The sequence below is a fragment of the Ensifer adhaerens genome, from assembly GCF_013283195.1.
In the GTDB taxonomy this organism is placed as follows: Bacteria; Pseudomonadota; Alphaproteobacteria; order Rhizobiales; family Rhizobiaceae; genus Ensifer; species Ensifer adhaerens_G.
In genome coordinates, this window is sequence record NZ_JABEKT010000001.1 from 3,190,249 (window position 1) to 3,214,554 (window position 24,306).

At 63.8% G+C, this 24,306-nt stretch carries 20 protein-coding genes; 8 read left to right on the forward strand and 12 right to left on the reverse strand.

The window, feature by feature from the left end:
* Nucleotides 1–3: 3 nt before the first annotated feature.
* The 5 genes from LPJGGPFB_RS15210 to LPJGGPFB_RS15230 form a co-directional block, all read right to left on the reverse strand.
* The gene (locus LPJGGPFB_RS15210) at nucleotides 4–861 is read right to left on the reverse strand and encodes a carbohydrate ABC transporter permease (RefSeq protein ID WP_173420664.1); all 858 of its coding nucleotides are present in this window, start codon (nucleotides 859–861) and stop codon (nucleotides 4–6) included.
* A gap of 10 nt (nucleotides 862–871) precedes the next feature.
* The gene (locus tag LPJGGPFB_RS15215) at nucleotides 872–1,795 is read right to left on the reverse strand and encodes a carbohydrate ABC transporter permease (RefSeq protein ID WP_053248350.1); all 924 of its coding nucleotides are present in this window, start codon (nucleotides 1,793–1,795) and stop codon (nucleotides 872–874) included.
* Between the two features lie 193 nt (nucleotides 1,796–1,988).
* Nucleotides 1,989–3,434, reverse strand: a complete 1,446-nt coding sequence (locus LPJGGPFB_RS15220; protein WP_173420665.1) for an ABC transporter substrate-binding protein — start codon at nucleotides 3,432–3,434, stop codon at nucleotides 1,989–1,991.
* A 126-nt stretch (nucleotides 3,435–3,560) separates the two neighbouring features.
* The gene (locus LPJGGPFB_RS15225; RefSeq protein ID WP_173420666.1) at nucleotides 3,561–4,529 is read right to left on the reverse strand and encodes a sugar-binding transcriptional regulator; all 969 of its coding nucleotides are present in this window, start codon (nucleotides 4,527–4,529) and stop codon (nucleotides 3,561–3,563) included.
* Nucleotides 4,530–5,093: 564 nt separating this feature from the next.
* Complete coding sequence (locus tag LPJGGPFB_RS15230) at nucleotides 5,094–5,897, reverse strand: helix-turn-helix transcriptional regulator (protein WP_173420667.1); 804 nt, start codon at nucleotides 5,895–5,897, stop codon at nucleotides 5,094–5,096.
* Nucleotides 5,898–6,083: 186 nt separating this feature from the next.
* Here LPJGGPFB_RS15230 and LPJGGPFB_RS15235 point away from each other — a divergent pair, with 186 nt between their 5' ends.
* The 5 genes from LPJGGPFB_RS15235 (at nucleotide 6,084) to LPJGGPFB_RS15255 (ending at nucleotide 11,145) form a co-directional block, all read left to right on the forward strand.
* Complete coding sequence (locus LPJGGPFB_RS15235; RefSeq protein WP_173420668.1) at nucleotides 6,084–7,172, forward strand: polyamine ABC transporter ATP-binding protein; 1,089 nt, start codon at nucleotides 6,084–6,086, stop codon at nucleotides 7,170–7,172.
* Between the two features lie 65 nt (nucleotides 7,173–7,237).
* Nucleotides 7,238–8,398, forward strand: coding sequence for a polyamine ABC transporter substrate-binding protein (locus LPJGGPFB_RS15240; RefSeq protein ID WP_173420669.1), 1,161 nt, complete (start codon nucleotides 7,238–7,240; stop codon nucleotides 8,396–8,398).
* 296 nt (nucleotides 8,399–8,694) lie between these two features.
* On the forward strand, nucleotides 8,695–9,561 hold the full coding sequence (locus LPJGGPFB_RS15245) for an ABC transporter permease (RefSeq protein ID WP_173420670.1): 867 nt from the start codon (nucleotides 8,695–8,697) through the stop codon (nucleotides 9,559–9,561).
* On the forward strand, nucleotides 9,561–10,379 hold the full coding sequence (locus LPJGGPFB_RS15250) for an ABC transporter permease (protein ID WP_173420671.1): 819 nt from the start codon (nucleotides 9,561–9,563) through the stop codon (nucleotides 10,377–10,379). The genes LPJGGPFB_RS15245 and LPJGGPFB_RS15250 overlap by 1 nt, the downstream gene beginning before the upstream one ends.
* Nucleotides 10,380–10,383: 4 nt before the next feature.
* Nucleotides 10,384–11,145 carry an SDR family NAD(P)-dependent oxidoreductase gene (locus LPJGGPFB_RS15255; RefSeq protein WP_173420672.1) on the forward strand — a complete coding sequence of 254 codons (762 nt, stop codon included), beginning with the start codon at nucleotides 10,384–10,386 and terminating at the stop codon, nucleotides 11,143–11,145.
* Between the two features lie 242 nt (nucleotides 11,146–11,387).
* On the opposite strand, the gene ertB is transcribed toward LPJGGPFB_RS15255, so the two are convergent.
* From ertB to LPJGGPFB_RS15285, 6 genes are all read right to left on the reverse strand, one after another.
* Nucleotides 11,388–13,046: a thiourocanate hydratase gene (ertB, locus tag LPJGGPFB_RS15260; protein ID WP_173420673.1), complete on the reverse strand. Its 1,659-nt coding sequence runs from the start codon at nucleotides 13,044–13,046 to the stop codon at nucleotides 11,388–11,390.
* A 274-nt stretch (nucleotides 13,047–13,320) separates the two neighbouring features.
* Entirely contained in the window at nucleotides 13,321–13,650 is a 330-nt protein-coding gene (locus LPJGGPFB_RS15265; RefSeq protein WP_173420674.1) for a TfoX/Sxy family protein, read from the reverse strand.
* Between the two features lie 16 nt (nucleotides 13,651–13,666).
* Nucleotides 13,667–14,761, reverse strand: a complete 1,095-nt coding sequence (gene ertC, locus LPJGGPFB_RS15270; protein WP_173420675.1) for a thiohydantoin desulfurase — start codon at nucleotides 14,759–14,761, stop codon at nucleotides 13,667–13,669.
* Between the two features lies 1 nt (nucleotide 14,762).
* Nucleotides 14,763–16,034, reverse strand: coding sequence for a Zn-dependent hydrolase (locus tag LPJGGPFB_RS15275; protein ID WP_173420676.1), 1,272 nt, complete (start codon nucleotides 16,032–16,034; stop codon nucleotides 14,763–14,765).
* A complete protein-coding gene (locus tag LPJGGPFB_RS15280; protein ID WP_173420677.1) occupies nucleotides 16,031–17,410 on the reverse strand; it encodes a hydantoin-5-propionate amidohydrolase in 1,380 nt (459 codons plus the stop codon). The genes LPJGGPFB_RS15275 and LPJGGPFB_RS15280 overlap by 4 nt, the downstream gene beginning before the upstream one ends.
* 42 nt (nucleotides 17,411–17,452) lie before the next feature.
* Nucleotides 17,453–18,991: an aromatic amino acid lyase gene (locus LPJGGPFB_RS15285; protein WP_173420678.1), complete on the reverse strand. Its 1,539-nt coding sequence runs from the start codon at nucleotides 18,989–18,991 to the stop codon at nucleotides 17,453–17,455.
* A 156-nt stretch (nucleotides 18,992–19,147) separates the two neighbouring features.
* On the opposite strand from LPJGGPFB_RS15285, the gene LPJGGPFB_RS15290 reads away from it, so the two are divergent.
* The gene (locus LPJGGPFB_RS15290) at nucleotides 19,148–20,380 is read left to right on the forward strand and encodes a LysR family transcriptional regulator (protein ID WP_173420679.1); all 1,233 of its coding nucleotides are present in this window, start codon (nucleotides 19,148–19,150) and stop codon (nucleotides 20,378–20,380) included.
* A gap of 226 nt (nucleotides 20,381–20,606) precedes the next feature.
* Here the strand turns inward: LPJGGPFB_RS15290 and LPJGGPFB_RS15295 are convergent, their stop codons facing one another.
* Nucleotides 20,607–21,578, reverse strand: coding sequence for a GlxA family transcriptional regulator (locus LPJGGPFB_RS15295; RefSeq protein ID WP_173420680.1), 972 nt, complete (start codon nucleotides 21,576–21,578; stop codon nucleotides 20,607–20,609).
* A 108-nt stretch (nucleotides 21,579–21,686) separates the two neighbouring features.
* Between LPJGGPFB_RS15295 and bcoG the strand changes: the two genes are divergently transcribed.
* On the forward strand, nucleotides 21,687–22,589 hold the full coding sequence (gene bcoG / locus LPJGGPFB_RS15300; protein ID WP_173420681.1) for a 3-dehydrocarnitine:acetyl-CoA trimethylamine transferase BcoG: 903 nt from the start codon (nucleotides 21,687–21,689) through the stop codon (nucleotides 22,587–22,589).
* A gap of 176 nt (nucleotides 22,590–22,765) precedes the next feature.
* Nucleotides 22,766–24,256 carry a carnitine 3-dehydrogenase gene (locus tag LPJGGPFB_RS15305; protein ID WP_173420682.1) on the forward strand — a complete coding sequence of 497 codons (1,491 nt, stop codon included), beginning with the start codon at nucleotides 22,766–22,768 and terminating at the stop codon, nucleotides 24,254–24,256.
* Nucleotides 24,257–24,306 lie beyond the last annotated feature (50 nt).

Below are 24,306 nucleotides of genomic sequence, written 5' to 3' on the forward strand. Positions count from 1 at the left end.
GTCTTACCCTTTCACCGCGCCAAGCGACAGGCCTTCGACGAGGTAGCGCTGAGCGTAGAGTGCGAGCGCCAGCGTCGGCGTGACCGAGAGAACGATGGCCGAGGCGATCTGCCCGTATTGGATGCCCGAAGAGGTGATGAAGGCAAGTGCGCCCACGGTCACCGGCTGCTTGTCGGCCGATGCCAACACCAGCGCAAAGACGAAATTGTTCCAGGCGAAGATGAAGGCGAGCAGGCCGGCCGCCGCAATGCCCGGACCGGCAAGCGGCAGGGCGATCTTGCGGAAGGTCGCAAACCAGGAGTGGCCGGCGATGCGGTAGGCATATTCGACGTCGGCCGAGATATCCTCGAAGTAACCGCGCACGATCCACAGGATCAGCGGCAGGCAGATGAGCTGGTAAACCCAGATCAGGCCGAAATAGGTGTTGGAGAGGCCCAGCCACTGGAAATACTGGGTCAGGGGCAACAGCACCAGCAGCGGCGGCGCAAAGCGGAACGACAGCAGCGTGAACGCGATGTCCTCCGATCCCTTGAACTTGTGCCGGGCAAAGGCATAGGCGGCGGGGACACCGAGCACCAGCGCCACGGCAACTGAGGTCACCGACAGGAAGATCGAGTTGCCGAGGTTGCGCATGAAGGCGATGTCGAGCGTGCCGGCCGCCGTCTGCAGCTTGCCGGTGATCAGCGCGGCGTAGTTCGACAGCGTCGGCGAAAACACGATCGACGGCGGGATCGACAGGATCGTCTCGTTCGTCTGGAACGACATCAGGAAGATCCAGAAGATCGGGAACATGAAGAAGACGACGACGAGCGTCAGGGCGAGTGCGCGCAAGACCCGTTCGACAGGAGACATGGTATCCATTGGAACCTCCTTACGCTTCGCCGCGGGCGCGTTCGCGCAGGCGCAGCCAGTTTTTGATGAAGACGTTGGAGAGCGTGTAGGTGATCGCCCACAGGATGATCAGAAGCGCTGCCGAACGGCCGACATTGGTCGACTGGAAGAAATTGAGATAGGCCTCCACCTGGAAGACGGTCAGCGTATTGCCGGGCCCCCCTTGCGTCATCGCATAGATGATGTCGAACTGCTGGATGCTGTCGAGCAGGCGGAACAAGGTCGCCGTCAGGATATAGGGCGTCAGCATCGGCAAGGTGATGCGGAAAAACACAAAGCTTCTCGGCACGCCGTCAAGGGCAGCCGCCTCGAACGGCTGGGTCGGCAGCGACCGGAGGCCGGCCAGAAGCAGGATCATGATGAAGGGCGTGTAGACCCAGATATCGACCAGAACCACGGTCAGAAGTGCGGTGTCCGGTGACGAGGCCCAGCGGAAATCATGCAGACCGATCAGGCTTGCGAGATAGCTGAGAATACCGAAGCTCGGATTGGTCATCAGCTTCCACATCAGCGCCGCCAGCGCCGGCGCGATCATCAGCGGCAGAAGCAGCATGATCGAGATGAAGTTGTTGATGGTCGAGCGGCGCTGCAGGAGCAGCGCGATGCCGAGGCCGAGCAGCAGTTCCAGCGTCACGGTGATGCCGGCATAAAGCAGCGATACCTTCAGCGTGTTCCAGAAGGCCGGATCGGTGACGAAGTTCAGGTAGTTTTCGCCCCAGTTGAACTGGCGCGCCCAAGGCTGGCTCAGCCGGTAGCGCTGGAACGAATAGATGACCGCCGTGAAGAAGGGGATGAGAATGCCGATGCACACCAGAAGCGCCGGCAGGCTCAGCACATAGGGAAGCATCTTCCTGCTGATCCTGAAACCTGACGCCGGTTTGCGGAGGGTTGCTGTTGAAGCCATGTCGAGCTCCGTTCTCTAACTCTTGAAGAAAGCACGCGGCACGCGAGGCGTCTCGCGCCCGCGCCAGTCCATCGGCATCTCAGGTTGCTTTGGTCGGCCACCGGCCGGTCGCGGGACGCCCGACGCTCAAGTGCCTTTTGCGTTCATGTGAACACGCGGCTCTCAAGTCGCCGGGCATCGCTTGGGAGGCCTATCAGCCGAGACCAGCTTCCTTCAGCTGGCGATCGATGCTTTCGACGAGCTGGTCGAGACCTTCATCGACCGGCACCTGCTTGGCGACCATCTTCTGCAGCGTCGCCGCCCATTCGGTGGTGACGTCGAAAAACAGCGGCTGCGCGGTAAAGTGGATCTTCGCGCCCGGTGCGGAAATGTCGTGCATCTCCACATAACCCGGATAGCTCTTGTTCAGCCGCTCGCGGAAGATCTCGTCCTTCCAGACCGATGCGCGAACCGGGTTGACGAAGTCCATCTTGGTTGCGCCGAAGATGGCATGCTCGAGGCCGGTCGCCCACTGCAGAAAGTACCAGGTCGCGTCCTTGTCCTTGGCGAAGTTGGACATGGCAAGCGACCAGATCCAGATGTTCGGCGTCGGTGCGGAAGCCGCCGGATTGGCGGCGAACGGAGCGTAAGCCAGCTTGCCCGCCATCTTGTTGTCGCCGCCGTTCATGAAGTAGCCGAGAATGTCGGCATCGTAGATCATCGCCGAGGCTCCGGCGCCGAGATCGGTGCCGACCTGATACCAGGTGTAGGTCGACCAGTCCTTCGGCCCGCTTTCCTGGATCATCGACACCCATTTGGTGTGGAAGGCCTTGGATTCGGCAGTGTTCATCGCCGCGGAAAGCTTGCCGTCAGCCGAGACGTTCAGGTCCTTCTGGCCGAAATTGGCGTAGCCAGACAGGAAGCCCGGATGGATCGTCGCCCACGAGCGCGAACCACGCACGCCGATGCCGTAGACGCCGCCACCAACATCCTTGGTGAGTTTCGCCGCAGCTGCGGAAAGCTCGTCGAGGTTCTTCGGAACGGCGACGCCGGCCTTGTCGAACATTTCCTGGTTGTATGAGAGGTTGTTCTGCTCATAGCCCCACGGAATGCACCATTGCTTGGCGTCTTCCGAACCGAGCGCGCCGCCCGGCTGGCCGTTCCAGGCGCAGGAGTTCTTCACGCCCGGCAGGAAGTCGTCCCAGGCATATTGCGGGTTGGTCTTGGTCGGATCCTTGATCCATTCGTTGAGGTCGGTGATCCAGCCGGCCGGGCCATAGGTCCAGGTCATGTAGGCGCCGGTCATGAAGGCGTCGTACTCGGTGGAACCCGAGGACAGCGCTGCCGTCACCTTGTCGAAATAGACGTCTTCCGGGAACACGTCATAGGTAACTTCGATACCGGTCAGATCCTTGAAGGCCTGAAGGTTGGCAATCATCGCGTCGGCATAGGGATGCTTGTTCAAAAGCAGCTTCAGCGACTTTCCGGAATGCGCCTTCCAGTCGAAGTCGGCGGCCAGCGCCTGGGTCGACATCATGTTGAAGAGCGTACCGGCGGTGCCGGCGGCAAGGCCCGCAGCACCGAGACCCTTGAGCATGCCGCGACGATCTACCTCTCCGCGCAGAAACGCGCTGATGAGGTCTTTCTCCTTCTCGTACATAAGTCTTCTCCTCCGTTGCGGGTATGATTGCATCATGCGATCACCGGCTACCCGACCGGTATTCCTCCCCTTGAGGCTTGAGAGCGACACCTCTTCGCCCTCGCCCCTCGACGTGTCAGACACTCCTCATTTGACGTCGGCGGCGAGCGCCCGTGCCGTCTTTTCGTCGGTGATGAGCCCGCTCAACAGGCCGCTTCCAAGCACGGCGCGGATGGCCGGCGTCTTGATCTTGCCGCCGGCGACCGCCACCGTGCGACGATCCTTCAGGTCGTCGCGGCTGAGCGTGAAGGTGCGGTTCGACAGCGTCGTCTCGATCGGGCGGCCATCCTCATCGAAGAAGTGGCCGAGCAACTCGCCCTTGCCGCCGCCCCTTTGAATTTCCTCGATCTCGCTCATTTCGATCATGCCGGTCGAAACCAGCGACGCCTCACGCTCCGCCGTGCCGATGCCGACCATCAGCAGGTCTGCTGTCTTGGCGAGATCGAAGACCTCGCGCACGCCGCGCTGGCTGAAGAGCACATCGCGATCCTCGACCGTGTTGGCGAAGAACGGTACGGGCATGACATAGGCCTCGGCACCCGTGCGCTCGGCCAGCCGGTGGATCACGTCATGCGGGTTGGCCGAGAACTTACGGGTGAGCCCGCCGAGCAGTGAGACGAACCGGGTGTTGTTGCTGGTCGTTCGCGGCAGATATTCGACGCACGCGGCAAGCGTACGGCCATGGCCTACGCCGACGAGCGCGGTCTCGCCGCGTTCGATCTCGCGCTTGAGGAACTGCGCGCCGGATATGCCGAGCGCCTTCAGCGGCAGGTCGTCCGCATCGAAATCCGGAACAACCTCGCAATAGTCGAGGCCGTAGCGCGCCGAGAGCTTCTGCTCCAGCTCGACACATTCCGACACTTCGCCGTCGATATAGACCTTCACCAGGCCTTCCTGGTTGGCCTTCATGATCAGGCGGTGGGCCTTGAGCGATGTCAGCCCCAGCCGTTTGGCGACCTCCGCCTGGGTTAGACCGCCGGCATAGTGCAGCCAAGCCGCCCGCGTCGCCATGCTGGTTTCGTCGTCGCGAAGGTTTGTACCGCCGATGATCGCCATCGTTCCCACCCGATTTTATGTTGCAGTGCCCGATATTTTTTGCACTGCATGATATTTTTATCTCGTTGATGAAAGAAATTTCATGTCGTGAAAAAAATGTCAAGCGAGAACGCGCAAGCGGCAATCACGGTTTGTGGATCGGTGGGAGCAATGGGGAGTAAGACTGGTTAGATGCGGGGGTCAGGAGGCCAAGAGGCGAAGCCAAATGGTGGCGGTAACGGCGCAAAACCGTACGCAAGACTTGAATACATCGATCGTCGGCGAAAGCAGTGCCAATGCGTATCGACGATAGGAATGGCGGCTACACTGCTGGCACGAGCGGGCCGCCCGCTGCGGAAACGGACGAAGGCCAAATCCTCCTTATTCCTGTGCCCGTCACAGGAATCCAGTTAGCCCAAGTCTTTGGGCTGAAAGGTCTTTTGGCCCTACATACTCCGGGCCGCTGGATCCCCTGCCACGAGGGCGAGGATGAGGGAGAGTGGGATGCGCCGCACCTCAATCAAGGCACTCTCAGCAGTTCGTCAGCGCGCTGGTCGACCAAAACGCCGGTTTGCCGCCGCGCCCCTACTGGCCGAGATTGCGCAGATAGAGCGAGAGAAGCTGCGTCTGCGAGGAGATGCCGAGCTTGCGGTAAACATTGCGGCGGTGAACCTTGACGGTCCCGGTCGAGATGCCGAGCTTCAGCCCGATCGATTCCGACGAATGCCCCTGCAGCACCAGTTCGATGATCGAGGATTCGCGCTCGGTCAGATTGAGATGTTGCCAGACGCCGTCGGCCGGTGGATGCGTGGACTTCCGGCGGCTGCGCCCGGTCTTTGCCAGCGCCGCATCGAACCGGCGCCCGAGATCGGCCCAATGGTGGCGCACGAGTGCCGAGACCAGCGGCTCGGCCTTCTTCAACAGGGCGAATTCTGCAGGACTGAAGGCCCCGGTCGCCTCGCGCCGCATCAGCGACAGCACGACGGTGATCTCGTCGCTGATCGGCACGAAGAAGCCGACCTCCTCCGCCAGGCCGGTCTGCACGTAGTAGGTCCGGTAATACTCGCTGGAGAAGAACCGGTCCGGCGCCCGCTCCCGCATGCGCCAGACGCCCGGCTTACCCTCGCAGGCCGCGTGGTAGAACGGGTCGAGCAGATAGGGGCCGGCCTGGTAGAGGCTGACGAACAGCACATGATCCCTGGCATTGAAGGTGCTGTAGAGGTCGATCGGTCGATCCTTGCCGCGATAGGCAAACACGACCACGTAGTCGAATGTCATCAGCGTCGACATCAATTGCCGATAGGTCGAGCCCACGGCCTCGTCATCCATCGCCGCCCCGTCGACCATAGGCGCCAAGACCTGAAACAACCCCTCGAGATCGATACCCAAACCGCTCTCCCGCCGATCCGGCCCTGTTTAGGGGTATACTCCTCCCACAAGCCATTCTGAGTGAAAATACCTCTCTCGGGGTATATACCGGCACCGTGCGCTTTGACTAGGCTGCCTATCAATGACGGTGGAACGCGAGGGCATCTGCGCCTTGGCGGTATCCGACAACAACCGCAGGGAACAGACGTGACATCCGCTTCGACGAACGACATCGAGTTCCGTTCGGTCGCCAAACGCTATGGCAGCGTGACCGCCGTTTCGGACATCAACTTCGCGGTGCCCAAGGGCGCCTTCATGGCGCTGCTCGGCCCATCCGGCTGCGGCAAGACCACCTGCCTGCGCATGATCGGCGGTTTCGAGCAGCCGAGCGAAGGCACCGTCTACATCAGCGGCGAGGCGATGAACGGCGTTGCCGCCTACCGGCGCCCGGTCAACATGGTGTTCCAGCAATATGCGCTGTTTCCCCATCTCGACGTCGAGCAGAACGTCTCCTACGGCCTGAGGCAGATGCGGCCGCGCATTGCGGGCGCCGAGATTACGCGCCGCGCCCAGGAGGCGCTGGAGATGGTCCGCCTCGGCGGCTTCGGCAAACGCCGGATTCATGAAATGTCCGGCGGCCAGCAGCAGCGCGTGGCGCTTGCCCGCGCCATCGTCAACAAGCCGAAGGTGCTCCTGCTCGATGAGCCGCTGGCAGCGCTCGACAAGAAGCTGCGCACCGCCATGCAGATCGAGTTGCAGACCCTGCAGCGCGAACTCGGCATCACCTTCGTGCTCGTCACCCACGACCAGGAGGAAGCGCTGTCGATGAGCGACTTCGTCTGCGTCATGAATGCCGGCCGTATCGTCCAGGTCGGGCCGCCGCAGGAGATATACGACCGCCCGGCAAGCCTGTTCGTCGCCGATTTCGTCGGCAAGACTAACCGGATCGCTGCCACCGTCGACAACGGTGGCGCCTCGCTCGTCTTTGCCGATGGCACCCGGATTGCATCACCCGCCACGGCGACGCCGAGCGCCGGTTCAGCCATGGTCGCCCTGCGCCCGGAAGCAATCAGCCTGAAACGCAACGGCGCGGCAGGCACCGCTGCCCTCTCCGGCACCGTCACGCACCGCATTTTCCTCGGATCGTCGGTCGAATATTCCGTCGACGTCGACGGCCTCGGTGATTTCCTCGTTACCGCCGATCGCAGGGCGCTCGGCGACAGCGATCTCGTCGAACCTGGCGACAAGGTCGGGCTCGCCTTCGATCCCAACGCGCTTCACGTCTTTCCGGCCTGAAATCTCTTCCCGGCCAAAACGGCCGGGACCTTGCATGAACGTCAAACAATAAAGGGAACAGCGTCATGACCAAATGGTACAGAGAAAATGCCCCGATCACCGCCGAGCAGCTTGCCGACGAGTTGATGCGCCTGAAGCGCGGCTCGGTCACCCGCCGTCATTTCCTCGGCGTTACCGGCCTTGGCCTTGCAACCGCAGTGCTGGCGCGCCAGCCGGGCCTGTTCTCCTCGACCGCTTTCGCGCAGGATCTCGGCACCCAGATGTCGATCGCCACCTGGCCGAACTACCATGACCCCGCCACCTTCGAGGCGTTTCAGGCCGCAACCGGCGTTGCCGTCGAGGTCAACGTCTTCGGCTCGAACGAGGAGATGCTCGCCAAGCTCCAGGCCGGCGGCACCGGCTGGGACCTGTTCGTGCCAACCAACTACACGATCTCCACCTATGTGAAGCTCGGCCTCATCGACGAACTCGATCTCTCCAAGCTGCCCAACTACGACGCAGCGACCGAGACCGCGCGCTTCACCAACGAGGGCGTCGTCGACGGCAAGACCTATGCCGTGCCGAAGAACTGGGGCACCACCGGCATTGCGCTCAACTCGACCAAGATCAAGACCCCGATCGCCAGCTGGAAGGACTTCTTCGAGGTGGCCATGACCGAGGCTGACGGCCGCGCCATGGTGCACGACTACCAGTTGACCACCATCGGCAACGCGCTGGTATCGCTCGGCTATTCCTTCAACTCGACCAAGCCGGACGAACTCGCCAAGGCCGAGGAACTCTTGATCAAGGTGAAGCCGCATCTCTACGCCATCAACAGCGATTACCAGCCGTCGATGCGCGCGACCGATGCCTGGATGACCATGTGCTGGACCAACGACGGCGCGCAGCTCAACCGCGACATGCCGGAAATCCAGTTCGTGCTCGGCAAGGACGGCGGCGAGATCTGGTCGGATTTCTACGCGATCCCGAAGAGTGCCGCCAACAAGGCGGCCGGCTATGCGCTGCTCAACTATCTGATGAAGCCGGAAAACGCCGTCAAGGAACACATCGCCAACGGCGCGCCCACCACCGACAGCCGTGTGCTGAAGCTGCTTCCGGCTGATGTTACCGGCAACAAGATCGTCTATCCGGACGAAGCTTCGCTGACGCCGCTCGAGTTCGGCGCCGCCGTGACGCTGACCGATCCGGGCCGCGCCGAACTGATGGCGCGGTTCAAGTCGGCTTGATCAGCGCCCGGACCGTACTGTCCTCACTTGCGTCGAGAGGGAAGCGCCCCTCATCCGCCTGCCGGCACCTTCTCCCCGTTCTGACGGGGAGAAGGGACAAGTGGCGGGCTCACCGCTCCCCTTCCCGCTGTTCATGCGTGGGACCGGGCGAGCGCCACGAGTCTCCTTCCCCCCGCCTGCGGGGAGAAGGTGGCCGGCAGGCCGGATGAGGGGCTTCCCTCACCGTGTGGATGAGGGGGCTCCCTCGCTGCGCCGATGGGCCCGAAAACACGACTGAACGCGAACGGATGAGTTTTATGCCTGTGGCAACGAACACGAAGAGAAACCTGGTGACGGCGGCGCTGGTGGCGCCGGCGGCGGCATGGCTGATGATCTTTCTCGTGCTGCCGTTCATCGCCATGCTGGTCTTCGCCTTTGGCGAACGCGCGCCGGAAGGCGGCTATCAGGCAGCCTTCACCTTCGCCCAGTTTGCAAGACTGCCGACGCGGGCGGCCGCCTTCTGGAACACTATGGTGCTGGCGCCGGTCGGTGCGCTCGTCTGCCTGCTGGTCGCCTATCCAGTCGCCTATTACCTCGCCGTCAAGGCCAACCCGCGCTACCGGCTGATCCTCGTGTCGCTGGTGGTCGTGCCCTTCTGGACGAGCCTGCTCGTGCGCACCTATGCCTGGATGTACATCCTCGGCTCGCGCGGCATCCCGAACCTCCTGTCGATGATCGGCCTTGAGGATGTGCGGCTGTTGAATACGCCCGGCGCCGTGCTGCTCGGCATCGTCTATGGCTATCTGCCGCTGATGATCATGCCGATCTATGTCAGTCTCGAAAAGCTCGATCGCCGACTGCTCGAAGCCTCCGCCGATCTCGGCGCCAAACCGGTTTCGACGTTCTTCGGCGTCACTCTGCCCTTGTCGCTACCGGGCGTGATGACCGGCGTCGCGCTCGTCACCATCCTGCTGCTTGGTGAATACCTGATCCCGCAATTGCTTGGCGGCGGCAAGGTGTTCTTCATCGGCAATGCGCTGGTCGATCTCTTCCTGCAATCGCGAAACTGGCCCTTCGGCTCGGCGATCGCCGTAACGCTGGTGGCCGTGGTCGTGGTGATCTTGATGGTGGCGATGCGCATCGCCTTCAGGGTCGCCGGTACAAGACAAGTGGATCTCGTCTGATGCGCGCCTTCATCTCCTCGGTCTACATCTTCCTCTACGCGCCGATCGCACTGGTCGTCTTGTTCTCGTTCAATGCCGGACGCAGCGCCAGCGAGTTCACCGGGTTTTCGACCGCCTGGTACGGCAAGGCGCTCGGCAATACCTTCCTGGTCTCGGCGCTGCAGAACAGCCTGATGATCGCGTTCACCAGTGCGACCCTTGCCGCGATCTTCGGCACCATGGCCGCCCTCGGCATGGAGCGGCTGGCGCCGCGCAACCGGGCGATCTTCGATGCGCTCTTTGCCGCGGCAATCGTCGTGCCGGGCGTCGTCATCGGCATCGCCACGCTGGTTGCCCTCGTTGCGGTCTTCTCCTTCGTCAACCCGGCGCTCGCCACGATCTGGCCGGGCGAGCAGCCGCCGCAACTCGGGCTCGGCTATGGCTCGATCATCGCCGCGCACGGGCTGTTTTCGATGGCGCTCGTCACCATGATCGTCAAAGCCCGCATCGCCAGCCTCGGACGCGATATCGTCGAAGCCTCCAGCGATCTCTATGCGACACCGCTGACCACCTTCCGGCTGATCGTGCTGCCGCAGATCCTGCCGTCGATCCTCGCCGGCTTCCTGCTCGCCTTCACCTTCTCCTTCGACGATTTCATCATCGCCTTCTTCGTCGCCGGCTCGAAGACGACCTTGCCGATCTACGTCTTCGCCTCGATCCGCCGCGGCGTGACGCCGGAGATCAACGCGATCGCGACGCTCGTCCTCGTCGCCTCGCTGCTCCTGATCCTGACCGCCCGCATCCTGATGCGGGATAAAAAACCGAAATCCGGGGAGTGAACAGATGATCCTGAAAGACCGGGTCGCGATCGTGACCGGAGCGGGCTCCGGGATTGGAAAGGCAGGCGCTGCCATCATGGCGCGCGAGGGCGCACACGTCGTCGTCGTCGACCGCAGCGTCGAGGCCGGCAGCCTGACCGTCGACACCATTCGCGCCATGGGCGGCAAGGCCGAGGCTGTCACCCTCGATGTCACCGACGACGCAGCACTTGCAGACGGCATCGCTGATGTCCTCTATCGCCACGGCCGCATCGACATCCTGCACAACCACGCCGGCGCACAGGTTGCGGGCAGCCTTGAGGACGTGGAGGTCTCCGGCTTCGACCGCTCCTGGAGCCTCAATGTCCGCGCCCATTTCATGGCCGCCCGCCTGGTCGTGCCGTCGATGAAGGCCGCCGGCCGTGGTGTCATCGTCAACACCTCGTCATCGTCGGGCGTGCTCTACGACCGCGAGATGATCGCCTACACCACGACGAAACACGCCGTTATCGCCATGACCAAGCAAATGGCCGGCGATTACGCCCGCCATGGCATCCGCGTCAACGCGCTCTGCCCCGGCTGGGTCGATACGCCCTTCAACGAGCCCTTCATTGCACAAATGGGCGGCCGCGGCGCGATCGAGGCCTATATCCGCGAAAAGGTGCCGCTCGGCCGCTGGGCGAGCGTCGAGGAGATCGCCGAGTCGGTCCTTTTTCTCGTCTCCGACCGCTCGTCCTACATGACCGGCCAGATCCTGGTGGTCGATGGCGGCGAGACGGTGGTGTGATGGTCAGGTGTGCAGGGATGCAGTACATCCCGCCGCCTCAGGTTGGTGAGTGCCTAGTAGGCCCGCAGCGGTCCCACACCTCCTCGTTCCTGTGCTCGTCACAGGGATCCAGCCACGGCGCGTCCGCGCCGTGAATGACTGTTGCGGGACACGGGGCGAGCGAGTCGCTGGCGCCGCCGACGCGACACCACTGGATCCCTGTGACGAGCACAGGGATGAGGGTCGGCGTGCAGCAAAGGCCCTCACACCTTCACATGCCCGATGCCTTTTGCAGCAATCTCCTCGAAACTCTCCTCGTACCCCGCATCGGCATAGCGGATGACACCGAGCGACGTATCGTTGGTGAGCGCATGGTCGAGCCGCTCGTCGGCCTCTACCGTGCCGTCGGCAATTACCGTCACGCCGCAGCTGGTCATATACCCGGCATAGCCGCCACCGCCGGAATGCACGACAACGAGATCGGCCATCGACGAGCAGAGCAGCATCGCGTCGAGCAACGGCCAGTCGGCGATCGCGTCCGAGCCGTCCTTCATCCGCTCGGTCATGATGTTGGGATGCGCCATGGCGCCGGCATCGAGATGGTCGCGCGAAAAGGCGACCGGGCCTTTCAGTTCGCCGGATGCCACCAGCACGTTGACGCGGCGGGCCAGCGCCGTGCGCTCGCCATGGCCGAGCCAGGCGATGCGGGCCGGCAGGCCCTCGAACGGGATATGCTGGCGCGCAAGCCTGATCCAGTTGGTGACGATCTTGTTGTTCGGGAACATGTCGAGCAGCAGGTCGTCGATGCGGGCGATGTCGCTCTCCTCGCCTGACAGCGCCATCCAGCGGAAGGGGCCGATTGCCCGGGCAAAGAGCGGGCGCAGGTAGGCCTCGGTGAAGATCGGGATGTCGAAGGCATTGGCGACGCCACCCTCGCGCGCCTGGGTGCGGATCAGGTTGCCGTTGTCGAAGACCTCGGCGCCTTTCCTCTGGAAGTCGAGCATCGCCTTGACGTGCTCGACGATCGAGGCCCGGCTTGCCGCCATCAACTGTCCCTGGCCGTCGTCGCGCAGCGATTTCACCTGATCAATAGTCATGCCCTTCGGCACGTAGCCGTAGACGAGATCGTGCGCGGAAGTCTGGTCGGTCACCACATCGGGCACGATGCCGCGCCGGGCAATCTCCGGATAGATTTCCGCAGCATTGCCGACGAGGCCAACGGACAGCGCCCGCTTGTCCTTCACCGCCGCGTCGATCATCGACAGTGCCGTATCGAGATCCGGCGCGATCTCCTGGAGATAGCCGATCTCCCGGCGCTTCCTGGCCCGCTCCGCATCGATATCGACGCAAAGGATGGCAGCCCCGGCCATGCGGCCGGCAAGCGGCTGCGCCCCGCCCATGCCGCCGAGGCCTGCCGTCAGCACGAAGCGGCCGGCAAGGTCGCCTCCGAAGCGGCGCTCGGCGATGCGCATGAAGATCTCGTAGGTGCCCTGGATCACCCCTTGGCTGCCGATATACTGCCAGGCACCGGCCGTCAGCCCGCCCCAACAGATCAGACCCTTGCGCTGCAATTCATAGAACACCTCGGCCTTCGCCCACTGGCCGACGATGTTGCAGTTGGCCATGATGACGAGCGGCGCCTTGGCATGAGTCTTGAGCAATCCCACGGGCTTGCCCGACTGGATGATCAGCGTCTGGTCCTCATCCATCTCGGTGAGTGCCTTGACGATGGCGCGATGCGCCGGCCAGCTGCGCGCCGCCTTGCCGAGGGCGGCATAGACGATGAGGTTATCCGGATCCTCGCCGACGGAGAGCACGTTTTCGAGCAGCCGCAGCAACGCCTCCTGCCGCCAGCCCCTGGCGCGCAGCTCCGGTCCGCCGGGGATGGGAAAGTCAGGATGACGGGGGTTGGCCTTGGGCATCGTCTCGTTCCTCTTTGTTGTCTTGGGGATTGAGCGTTTGCCCCTCACCCTAGCCCTCTCCCCGCAAGCGGGGAGAGGGGATCGCGTTGTGCTCGCCGCACCTGCGGCATAAAGATTGCAACGTTTCACGCCCGTATCGGGCGAGTAACCGGCTCATTGCCTGCCGCGACCGATCTTATGGATCGCAGCGGTGTCCCCTCTCCCCGCCTGCGGGGAGAGGGCTAGGGTGAGGGGCCAATCGCCAACGCTCGTTGGCACAACAGACAACCGGCTTTCACTTCGGCGGCAACGTCTCCGCGAACGCTATCGCGCCATCGAGCAGCCGCTTGCGCAAAGCGTCGTCGCCATAGGCCTCCGCCCCGGCCCGCACCCAGCCATGCATCGCCCGCCCGTTCATCACCATCAGCTCGATATCGGGTAGCACCAGCGCCCAGCCGTCATTGCCCTTGCCGAGCCTGACCAGCATCGAGCCTTCGCGGGCACCGCAGAGCAGGTTGCCGTTCAGCAGAAACGCCCAGCCACCGAACATCGCCTTCTCCGAGAGCCCCGGTCGACCGGCGAGCTCGTCCTTGATCAGTTCCTCAAGTCCCGCATCCCGTGCCATGACGGCGCTCCCTTGATTACCGCCCAGCGAGCGCGTAGCGGGCAAGCTCGATGCCCATGGCTTTCTCCACCGAGGGATAAACCGTCGGATCGAGAACGCTCGAGGCAAGCGGAATGACGGTCTTCGGCACATGCAGCACGAAGATTTTCATGCCGACCTGCAACTGACCGACACTCAAGGGCTCGCCCTCCGGCGACAGCGTGGTGATGACGTCGGGGAAGGTCGCAAGCCGCGTGCCTTCCGCAGAGTCAACCGCCATGTATTCGTTCATCACGTGCAATACGGTTGAGTCAGATCCCTTCCCCAACGTCACGGTGCCAATGTCGAAGGCTTCCTTGGTGTAGACCACCGACTTGTCGGTAATCACCCCTTCGGCAAGCAGCGCGCCATTGGTCGTCTTGACGATCGCATCGATTATGGCGCTACCACCCTTTGCCTCGGCCGCGATGATCGCCTCGCCGAGCGACAGGGCCAACGAGATACCGCCGAGCGCCGCATTGTCCCTGACATAGGAGGCGCGCACCGGATTGCGGCAGGAAGCGATGAACCCGCCGGACATGTCCGACGCCGTGCGCAGGATCGGCGACACCCTGGCCGTTGCGCCGCGCACCACCAGCTCGATATAGCGGTTCTCGTCGCGATTTCCGCCAACCGCCGTCTGGATCATCGGCTCGGGCGAGCCGGCAAGGCCGATCGAGCCCATGTCGCCGGTCGGATGCGCGCGGATGTCGCCGACCGCGTCGACCACCTTGGTGCCGAGAATTGCGGATGGCAGCCAGCCGTTCAGCGTCGAGGACTTGCCGTTCTGGCCGATGATCAGGCCGGTGAGCTTTTCGCCCAGCGCCTCCTGCAGCATTTGCACCGCCTTCACATAGTCCACGCCGCGCATTTCCCAGGGCGTGGTCGATGCCGGTGCGCCGATGGCCGCCGCCGTCGCCACCCAGTCGTTCGCATCCAGTTCGTCGATCGACACCAACTCCGGCTTGCCGATCGAGACCGCGGCATAGCCGAGCATGCGGCCATGATCGGCCCAGCCGCCACCGCCGGCAGCATAGACGGAGCCGCCCTTGACCGCTGCCTCCACATCCTTTTCCTTGAGTATCCGGCCCATCTCAAACCTTCTCCTGCAATCTCTTGTCGAGCGTCTTCACCGTTTCCAAAAGAACGGCGGCGCCGAGCGCGATGTCATCGTTCTCGGCCCACTCCTCGGGGGCATGCGAGCGCCCGCCGAGGCACGGGATGAAGATCATCGCCGAGCGGGTTATACGGCCCATCCAGGCGGTGTCGTGTCCGGCGCCCGATGCCATGCGCCGGTGCCGGGCACCGATCCCGTCGCAGCTTTCTTCCAGCGTCGACAGCAACAGCGCATCGCCGGGCGTCGGGTGATTGTCGGAAATCACATTGGCAGGCGCGATCGTCACGCCGGCATCGCCGGCGACATCGAGGCAAAGCGGCCCGAGCTCCGCGAGGAACCGTTCCATCTGCGGCCGCAACTCGGCGCGGGCGTCGATCAGCAACCGCACCTTCGACGGCACCACATTGGCTGCGTTCGGCTCGATCGAGAACTCGCCGACCGTAGCGGTGAAATGCCCCTCGCCCTTGGAAAACTCTGTCGCCAGCGCCTCGATCGCGAGCACCAGCCGCGAGGCCGCAACCAGCGCGTCACGCCGGTGGCCCATCGGCGTCGTGCCGGCATGGTCTGCCTGGCCCTCGACGATGATCTCGATACGGGTGATGCCCGAGATGGCCGTGACGACGCCGATATCGAGCCGCCCTTTCTCCAGTACCGGCCCCTGTTCGATATGCAGCTCCAGAAACGCCTTGATGTCGGAGCGCTTCAGCGCTGACAGCCGCGATGGATCACCGCCGACTTCGACGATGCCCTGCCGCAGGCTGAGATCCCCCTGCATCCGGCTCAGCCAACCATCCGGCAGGATGCCGGCCATGCCGCGGCTGCCGACGCAGGAGACGCCGAAGATCGACACTTCCTCCGCCAGGAAGTCGACGATCTCAAGATCGTGGTCGAGTTCGATGCCGGCGTCTGTCAATGCGCGCGCCACTTCAAGCGCGGCGGCGACGCCGGCAATGCCGTCGAAACGGCCGCCTTCCGGCACCGTGTCGGAGTGCGACCCCAGCATCAGCGTGCCGAGCGCCGACTTTCGCCCCTTGCGCCGACCAATAAGATTGCCGGCCGCATCGATGCGCGTCTCCAGTCCCGCCGCCCGGAAGCGCCGATCGAGAAAGGCGCGGCCCTCGAGGAACAGCGGCGTGAAGGCGCGGCGGGTATAGGGCCGGTCCGGTTCGGTGATACCCGCAAGCCCGTTGACGATACCGGCGATCCGGCTCGCATCCACCGGCAGGTTGGTCTTGACGCTAGTGCTCATCGGGCCTCCTGCAGGGCAAGGGTCTGAAGTGGGCGAACGAAGAAGCCGGTGCCGGGCTTGGCAACGACGGTGCGCCCATCGAAGGCAAGCGCCCCGCGCAGATAGGTGGCAGACACCCGCCAGGGCAGCTGGATGCCGTTATAGGGCGACCAGCCGACGACATTGTTGCCGCTTGTCGCCGCGTCGTACGTGTAGGGCTCCGGCGTCATGACGATGATGTCGGCATCCTTGCCGGCTTCGAGCGCGCCCTTGCGGTGGTCGAGCCGGAAGTGCCGCGCCGGGTTCAGCGTCATCAACTCGGCTGCCCGCGTCAGCGGGATGCCGCGCTCCAGCGCGCCCTTGACGAAGAGCGGCACCATGACTTCGAGGCCCGGCACGCCAGAAGCATTTGCGAGCATATCAGGATTGGTCTTGCGATCCTCGGACCAGCTCACATGATCGGTCGAAACCATCGTCACCGTGCCGTCGGCCACATGCCGCCAGAGCTTTTCCACTTCGGCGCGCGGGCGGATCGGCGGGTTGATCTTGGCCTTGCCGCCGAGGCGACGAACGTCGTTCTCCTCGTCGAGCGTCAGGTAGTGGATGCAGCACTCGATCGTCGCCGCATGGCCCTGGGCGCGGTAGGCGGCGGCAATCTCGTAGCCGCGGCCGAGCGAGCAGTGCACCACATGCGCCGGGCATCCGGTCGCAGCCCCGGTCTCGTAGATCTGGTTGGTGGCAAGCAGCTCCGTCAGCGGCGGGCGCGACAGGCCGTGGGCGCGATAGTCGGCAATGCCAGCGGCCCTCACGCGCTCGATCGCAGCGCGCACCGCCTCGTCATCCTCATTGTGCACGCCTGCGGCCAGTCCCGTCGGCGCGATGGCGCGAAAGCAATCCTCGAGCAGGGCTGCGGGAATGCGCGGAAAGCGCTTGGGATCGGTGCCGAAGGTGGAGAACTTGAAGGCGGCAACGCCGGCCTCGACCATTTCGAGGATGCGGGCCGGTCCCTCCTCGGGATCGACGGTGCCGTAGAGTGCGAAGTCGACGCGCGCCTGCGGGCTCGCATGCTCCACCTTGTAGGCAACCGCCTCGGCCGAGCAGACGAGATTGCCCTCGTCATAGGGCATGTCGACAATCGTCGTCACGCCCCCGGCCGCAGCCGACCGTGTCGACCAGACGAAATCCTCCTGGTTCTTCTGCGACAGCGAATGCACCTGCGCATCAACGGCGCCGGGCAGGATCATCGCGGTCCCGAGATCGTGGCGCTCGCGGGCTGCGGGTGCCACCCCCTGCCCGACATGCACGACCTTGCCGTCGCGCACCGCCACATGTCCGCCCTCGACGATCCGGTGCGGAAGGACCACGGTGCCTTTCAGGACAAGATCGAAATCGGACATCGTGCTCTTCCCTCGGATCAGGCTGGTTGGATCAGTGCTCGGTCACTTGCTCAGCGCAAAGAAGTCGTCGAACTCCGGCATCGGCGCCATGGCAACGAAGGTCCGCAGGAGGTCATGGCAGGTGAAGGCCTGCTGCAGCGCCTCGATCTCCTTCGAAAGCGGCCTGTCCTTGATGTACATCGGGCTGATCGACCGGGTGCGCTCATGCGCAAGCTTGACGATCCCCTGCGGCGCGTCGCCGACGAGGTCGATTGCCTGCGACGACAGGATCGCCTCGATCGCCGCCAGCTGTCGGAGATCGCGCACCTGGGTTTCCATGCGTTCGACGATCAGAGGCAGGAACGTCGCCTCTTCTTCCAGCCCGCCGGCAACAACGATCGACTGGGCAGAGAGCGGTACCGCCATCGACTGCACGCGCATGTAGAGTTCGACGGCAAGCTTCATCAGCGGGCCGAGACCAGTCGCGACTTCCCCCGGTGCTACCAGATTGACCGACAGGTTGCGGCGCCCGCCGTTCGACAGGAGGATGCAGCGATTGAGCACGTTGCGCGCCACATGCGAAAAGGCGATCTGCGCCGTCTCGACATAGAGCGTCGTCGTCAGGGGCAGCGACGCGCCCGAGGCATGCACCTGGCCGCCGAGCACCACCGGATTGTCGTCGGAAAGATAGGTCGCCTCGACCAGCCGGCCGGCGGCGACCAGCAGCGTATCGACGACGGCGCCGAACACCTGGGCAGTCATGCGCAGGCTCAAGGGATCGTGGATCGCCGTCGGCAGCGGCCAGTCGGCAACGCCGGACTGGCCGTAGAGCCAGGAGCCGACCAGCGCCTCGCCGCGCGTCGACAGCGTCGCTGCCACCCGCCACGGATCGGCCGAGGCACCGAGTGCCTGGGAAGACATGACGCCGGTGACGAGCAACACGCGAATGGCCGCTGCCGCCTCGCGCAGCACGTCGGCTGCTGCCGAATAGGCGATTGCGTTGACGCTGAGGGCGGCCAGCGCATCGCGCGGCCGCATCACCAGGGGTTCAAGCCCGGCATCGGCAAGGGCTGTTTCGGCCGGCACCAGACGGCCACGATGATAGGCTTCGCCGACCCCGGTCAACACGGCGGCAATCTGCCCCATCAGGCCGATATCGGCGCAGCCCATCGAGCCGTGGCGACGCACCGCCGGAATGATGTCGTGTTCGATGAGGGCGAGGAAAGCGGTGATCAGGTCGGGGCTGCAGCCGGTATGCCCACGCATCGCGGTGTTGCAGCGGATGGCGATCGCCTTGCGCACGATCGGCACCGTGAAGAACTCGCCGGTGCCGAAATGGTGGGCGCGCACCAGCGAAGTGTTGAACTCGGCCAGATCGTCCGCCGTCCACAGCCGGTCCTTCATCGAGCCGACGCCGGTGTTGGAGCCGTAAACCGGCAGGCCGAGCGCGACGCGATCGGCAATCACCTTATGGGCAGCCGCTACCCGCTCCATGCCGCCCTCGTCCGCAACAGGCCGCGCCGCCCCGGAGCCGATTTCCTCGAGCGTCGCGAAGTCGAGCGGTTTCCCGCAGAGGACGATGGACTTGACCTGTTGCAGCATGCCTAGAGAACCTTACCACGCGAGCCGCCCCGACGTCGAAACGATGCGTGGATGCAAAGACTTGATCCTATCCCGCCCCGTTGGACGAGGGATCGCCTGCAGGCATGCTATGCGTTTTGTTCGCTCCCGTGATATATCCCAAATCCGGAACGGCTGATGCCTAATGCCGAACGTGGTTCGGGTGGCGCTACCGGCGGAGAACCCTTTGCGATGGATATTGCCACGATCCTGCTCGTCGAGGCCGTGATGAACGAAGGCGGCATCCGGCGCGCTGCCGCCTCGACCAACCGTGCACCCTCGAGTGTCAGCGCCGCCGTTCGCCGCTTCGAGCAGGCCGTTTCGATCCCGCTTTTTCGTCGCGATGGCAACCTCCTGGCGCTCACCCTCGAGGCCCGCTCACGCCAGGCCGATGTGGCGGCGGCGAGCACCACCATCCGGGCACTGCTCGCCACCGCCAACACCGAACCGACAGCGGCAATCCCACCTGTCGGCCTCGTCGCGCTCGATCGGTTCGTGCGCATCGCTCGCGCCGGCAGCATCCGAGCTGCCGCCCGCGTCCTCGGCCTAGGCCAGCCACAACTGACGCGACAGATCGCCGATCTCGAACACCATTTGCAATGCCGGCTGTTCGAACGCTCCCATGGCGGCATCGCCTGCACGAAGACCGCTCTCGACCTCATTCCCGACGTCGAACGCCTGCTCGACATCTGGGCGCGGTTGACGCGCGCGTCTGCCGACCGCTTCCGGCGCGACGTCACCACCTGGCGCCTCGGCGCCGTCATGCCGCTCGGGCCGGAAAGCGAGATCGCCCGCATGCTGGCGGCATTGACGGCCACCTGGCACCGCTCCCGCCCGCGCCAGTCGCTGTTCATTTCCAGCACCACCGCCGATGAGCTTCTGGCCGGCCTCAAGAGCCGGCGCTTCGACGCAGCCCTGCTCGACATCGCCGGCATCCCCCCCGATTTCGACGGCCGGCTCGTCACAGAGACACCGCTGGTGCTTGCCGGCCCGGCGCCGGCCTTGTCCGATATGGGTGGCGATTTCCCGCGGCTGCTCGCCACCTGCCCGATCGCCGTGCCGAGCGCCCGCAGCGGTCTGCGCCGCGAGGTCACGCGCTTTCTCGAAGACAGGCTGAGCGATGCGGAGCGGCGCCGGGTGACGTTGGTCGAGGTCGATTCCATTCCCGTCATCATCAACCTGGTCACGCATCACGGCTATCTCTCGGTGCTGCCGGAAACCTCCCTGTCGCGTATCCACCGTCCACCCGCGATGATCAGGCTCGGGCCCCAATACCGCCAGTCGCTGACGCTGATCTGGCCGCGTGGCGCCTTTTCCAGTGAGGTCGGCGAGCTGATGATTTCGATGATGCGAACAAGCGCGCAGACGTGACGGCGTGCGCTGTCACGCAGGGTTCAGCACAAAATTTCGCGAACTCGGGTTCTCCATCCCTCATTCCTGTGACGAGCACAGGAATGAGGGATGGAGAACCCATCGTCGACGAAGGCAGGCCCAATGACTGAAGCAACGGCTTTGGAATCAATTCCTGATCATCCGCGGCCAACCACCTGAAACGACTCCCGAATTCGTACCCTGAATCAGTACTTGAAGTGCGCTTTCAGCCCTTCAGCTTCAGTCGCCTGCGCGTCTCGCTCGGGCTTTCGCGATAATGGGCACGATAGCTGCGCGAGAAGGACGACGACGAGTTGAAGCCGGAAATCGCGGCGATATCGGCAAATTCCATGCGCGTCTCGATCACCTTGCGCCGTGCAGCGTTGAGCCGCAGCGCCAGGTAATGCTCGTGCGGCCCCACCCCCATTGTGTCGCGAAACAGGTCCTGCAGGTGACGGACGCTGACGCCGATGCGGCGGGCGAGACGCGCGAGTGTCAGCGGCGCTTCCACTGTTTCTTCCATAAGCTTGACGGCAGTGCCGACGCGGGGGTCGAGAATGCGCATGTTGCCGATTGCCGGCATCTGCAGGAGGTCGCCGCGCGTGCGCTCCTGCTCGTAGATGAACAGTCGCGACACTTCGAGCGCCAGCGAGTAGCCGTGCGCCCGGCGGATCAGCTCCAGCATCAGGTCGAGCGTCGGCAGCGATCCTCCCGTCGTGATGCGCTTGCCGTCGATGACGAAGCGTTCGGGCACCATCGTCACCTGCGGATAGCTGGCGGTAAAATCCTCGAAGTCTTCCCAGTGGGTGGTGGCCTTCGAACTGTCGAGTAAGCTGGTTTCTGCCAGCAGCCACGAGCCGGACTCGATGCCCGCCATCATCTCACGGTGCCGGGCCGTTTGCGACAGCATCATCTTCAGCTGCGAGGTGGCGCTCCTCTGCCAGTTGTAGCTTGAGAGAATGAACAGTGGCGCCGTCTCGCGCTGCGGCCGGAAGGCGCCGGAGACGGGAATAGGAATGCCGCTTTTTGTCTCGATCGGCTCGCCGTCAGGGCTGTAGATCGTCCAGTCATAGAGCGGCCGCCCTGCGATGCGGTTGGCGGCGCGCATCGGCTCGATAACCGAGGCAACCAGGATCAGATTGGTCTCCGGCAGCACCAGGATATCGACGTGCTGCACCTGCGAAACGTTCTGATCCATGCCCAAACTTCTCCAGCCTACCGCCGATAATGTATAGGATGGAACCGATAATGAAAAGCAGCGCGGTCTTTCTTGGCTCGTAATGAGGGCAATAAAAGGGAGACAGCAATGCCGCTCAGCATGAACCGCGAGGTATTCATCACCTGTGCCGTCACCGGCTCGGGAGACACCGTTTCAAAGTCCAGCCACGTTCCGATCACGCCGAAACAGATCGCCGAAGCGGCAGTCGAGGCGGCCAAGGCCGGCGCCGCCGTGATCCACTGCCACGTTCGCGATCCGGAGACCGGCGCACCCTCCCGCAGGCTCGATCTCTACAGGGAAGTGACCGACCGTATTCGCTCCGCCGATATCGACATCGTGCTGAACCTGACGGCCGGCATGGGCGGCGACCTGGTGTTCGGCAATGTCGAGAGCCCCTTGCCCGTCAACGAGAAATTCACAGACATGGCCGGCGCCACCGAGCGCGTCGCCCATGTGGCCGAATGTCTGCCGGAGATCTGCACGCTCGATTGCGGCACCATGAACTTCTCGCTCGGCGACTATGTCATGACCAACACGCCGTCGATGCTGCGCGAAATGGCCCGCCAGATGACGGCGCTCGGCGTTCGCCCCGAGATCGAGGCCTTCGATACGGGCCATCTCTGGTTCGCCAAGCAGCTCGCCGAGGAAGGCCTGATCGAGGATCCGGTGCTGATCCAGCTCTGCATGGGCATTCCGTGGGGTGCGCCCGACGATCTCAACACCTACATGGCCATGGTCAACAACGTGCCTTCCAACTGGACCTTCTCGGCCTTCTCCATCGGTCGCAACGCGGTTGCCTATCCGGCAGCAGCCGTCCTTGCCGGCGGCAACGTTCGCGTCGGCCTCGAAGACAACCTCTATATCGGCAAGGGCCAGCTCGCGACCAATGGCCAGCTCGTCGAAAAGGCTGTCGGCGTCATCGAGGGCATGGGCGCCAAGATCATCGGGCCGGATGAAGTCCGCAAGAAACTGAAGCTGACGAAGCGCTGAGCCTGCCGCGGCCCCTCATCCGCACGGTGAGGGAGGCCCCTCATCCGCCTGCCGGCACCTTCTCCCCGCAGGACGGGGAGAAGCCAGAACGCCGAAGGCGCACAGTCCCCTTTCCACGGGAGCGGGGACAGGGTCAGGTCAAGAGCAGTTTGCCATTTTACAAGTCGAGGTGAGGAATGACTGAAATCAAGAATGCAGCCTGCGTTGGTGGCGGTGTTATCGGCGGCGCCTGGGTGGCGCGCTTCGCCCTTGCCGGCATCGACGTGAAGATCTTCGATCCGCATCCGGAAGCCGAGCGCATCATCGGCGAAGTCATGGCCAATGCCGAGCGCGCCTATGCCATGCTGACCATGGCGCCGCTGCCGCCGAAGGGAAAACTCACCTTCTGCAAAAGCATCGAAGAAACCGTCAAGGACGCTGATTGGATTCAGGAAAGCGTGCCCGAGCGGCTCGAGCTCAAGCGTGGCGTGATCACGCAGATCGACGCGGCGGCAAGGCCCGACGCGCTGATCGGTTCGTCGACCTCGGGCCTGCTGCCCTCCGACCTGCAAGCTGAGATGAAACATCCCGAGCGCATGTTCGTGGCGCATCCCTATAACCCCGTCTACCTGCTGCCGTTGGTCGAACTCGTCGGCGGCAAGAAGACCTCGAAGGCGACGATCGAGCGCGCCATGCAGGGCGTCGAGCAGATCGGCATGAAGGGCGTCGTCATCGCCAAGGAGATCGAGGCCTTCGTCGGTGACCGCCTGCTGGAAGCGCTGTGGCGCGAGGCGCTGTGGCTGATCCAGGACGATATCTGCGATACCGAGACGCTCGACAACGTCATGCGCTATTCCTTCGGCATGCGCTGGGCGCAGATGGGCCTGTTCGAGACCTACCGCATTGCCGGCGGCGAAGCCGGCATGCGCCACTTCCTCGCCCAGTTCGGACCCTGCCTGAAATGGCCCTGGACCAAGTTCACCGACGTCGTCGACCTCGACGATGCACTGGTGGAGAAGATCGGCGCCCAGTCGGACGCGCAGGCCGCCGGCCGCTCGATCCGCGAACTCGAACGCATCCGCGACGAAAACCTCGTCGGCATCATGCATGCGCTGAAATCGGGCAATGGCGGCGAAGGCTGGGGGGCCGGCAAACTGCTCGCCGATTTCGAGGCGAAGCTCTGGGCCAACGCCAAGAAACCTGAAGCCGATCTCGGCGACGTCAAGCCGCTGCACATTCTCGACACCAAGGTCAGCGCTGCCTGGGTCGACTACAACGGCCACATGACCGAACATCGTTATCTCCAGGTCTTCGGCGACACCTCTGATGGCCTCTTGCGCCTGATCGGCGTCGACCTCGAATACGTCCGCGACGGCCACAGCTACTATACGGTCGAGACCCATATCCGTAATCTCGGCGAGGCCAAGCTTGGGGACGCGCTCTACTCGACCTGCCAGCTCCTGTCCTCGGACGAAAAGCGCCTGCATCTGTTCTCGACGATCTACAATGCCGCGACGAAGGAAGCGGTCGCGACCGCCGAGCAGATGATGCTGCATGTCGACAGCAAGGCCGGCAAGTCGGTCGCAGCGCCTGCCAAGGTCCTCGACAAGCTGAAGGCGATCACCGAGGCGCATGCCGGCTTGCCGACACCCGAAGGCGCCGGACGGTTCGTCGGGCAGAAGCGCTGAGATTGGGCCTCCACCTTCGGAGGGATCGCGGGTAACGTCGGGTCAAGCCC

Excerpts from the sequence above, each read along its gene's own strand:
- LPJGGPFB_RS15285 (WP_173420678.1), bottom strand. The coding sequence starts at position 18,991 with ATGCTGCAACAGGTCAAGTCCATCGTCCTCTGCGGGAAACCGCTCGAC.
- LPJGGPFB_RS15250 (WP_173420671.1), top strand. The coding sequence starts at position 9,561 with ATGCGCGCCTTCATCTCCTCGGTCTACATCTTCCTCTACGCGCCGATC.
- ertC (WP_173420675.1), bottom strand. The coding sequence starts at position 14,761 with ATGGGCCGGATACTCAAGGAAAAGGATGTGGAGGCAGCGGTCAAGGGC.
- LPJGGPFB_RS15305 (WP_173420682.1), top strand. The coding sequence starts at position 22,766 with ATGACTGAAATCAAGAATGCAGCCTGCGTTGGTGGCGGTGTTATCGGC.
- bcoG (WP_173420681.1), top strand. The coding sequence starts at position 21,687 with ATGCCGCTCAGCATGAACCGCGAGGTATTCATCACCTGTGCCGTCACC.
- ertB (WP_173420673.1), bottom strand. The coding sequence starts at position 13,046 with ATGCCCAAGGCCAACCCCCGTCATCCTGACTTTCCCATCCCCGGCGGA.
- LPJGGPFB_RS15245 (WP_173420670.1), top strand. The coding sequence starts at position 8,695 with ATGCCTGTGGCAACGAACACGAAGAGAAACCTGGTGACGGCGGCGCTG.
- LPJGGPFB_RS15280 (WP_173420677.1), bottom strand. The coding sequence starts at position 17,410 with ATGTCCGATTTCGATCTTGTCCTGAAAGGCACCGTGGTCCTTCCGCAC.
- LPJGGPFB_RS15220 (WP_173420665.1), bottom strand. The coding sequence starts at position 3,434 with ATGTACGAGAAGGAGAAAGACCTCATCAGCGCGTTTCTGCGCGGAGAG.
- LPJGGPFB_RS15215 (WP_053248350.1), bottom strand. The coding sequence starts at position 1,795 with ATGGCTTCAACAGCAACCCTCCGCAAACCGGCGTCAGGTTTCAGGATC.
- LPJGGPFB_RS15240 (WP_173420669.1), top strand. The coding sequence starts at position 7,238 with ATGACCAAATGGTACAGAGAAAATGCCCCGATCACCGCCGAGCAGCTT.
- LPJGGPFB_RS15210 (WP_173420664.1), bottom strand. The coding sequence starts at position 861 with ATGGATACCATGTCTCCTGTCGAACGGGTCTTGCGCGCACTCGCCCTG.
- LPJGGPFB_RS15265 (WP_173420674.1), bottom strand. The coding sequence starts at position 13,650 with ATGGCACGGGATGCGGGACTTGAGGAACTGATCAAGGACGAGCTCGCC.
- LPJGGPFB_RS15295 (WP_173420680.1), bottom strand. The coding sequence starts at position 21,578 with ATGGATCAGAACGTTTCGCAGGTGCAGCACGTCGATATCCTGGTGCTG.
- LPJGGPFB_RS15255 (WP_173420672.1), top strand. The coding sequence starts at position 10,384 with ATGATCCTGAAAGACCGGGTCGCGATCGTGACCGGAGCGGGCTCCGGG.
- LPJGGPFB_RS15225 (WP_173420666.1), bottom strand. The coding sequence starts at position 4,529 with ATGGCGATCATCGGCGGTACAAACCTTCGCGACGACGAAACCAGCATG.
- LPJGGPFB_RS15275 (WP_173420676.1), bottom strand. The coding sequence starts at position 16,034 with ATGAGCACTAGCGTCAAGACCAACCTGCCGGTGGATGCGAGCCGGATC.
- LPJGGPFB_RS15290 (WP_173420679.1), top strand. The coding sequence starts at position 19,148 with ATGCCTAATGCCGAACGTGGTTCGGGTGGCGCTACCGGCGGAGAACCC.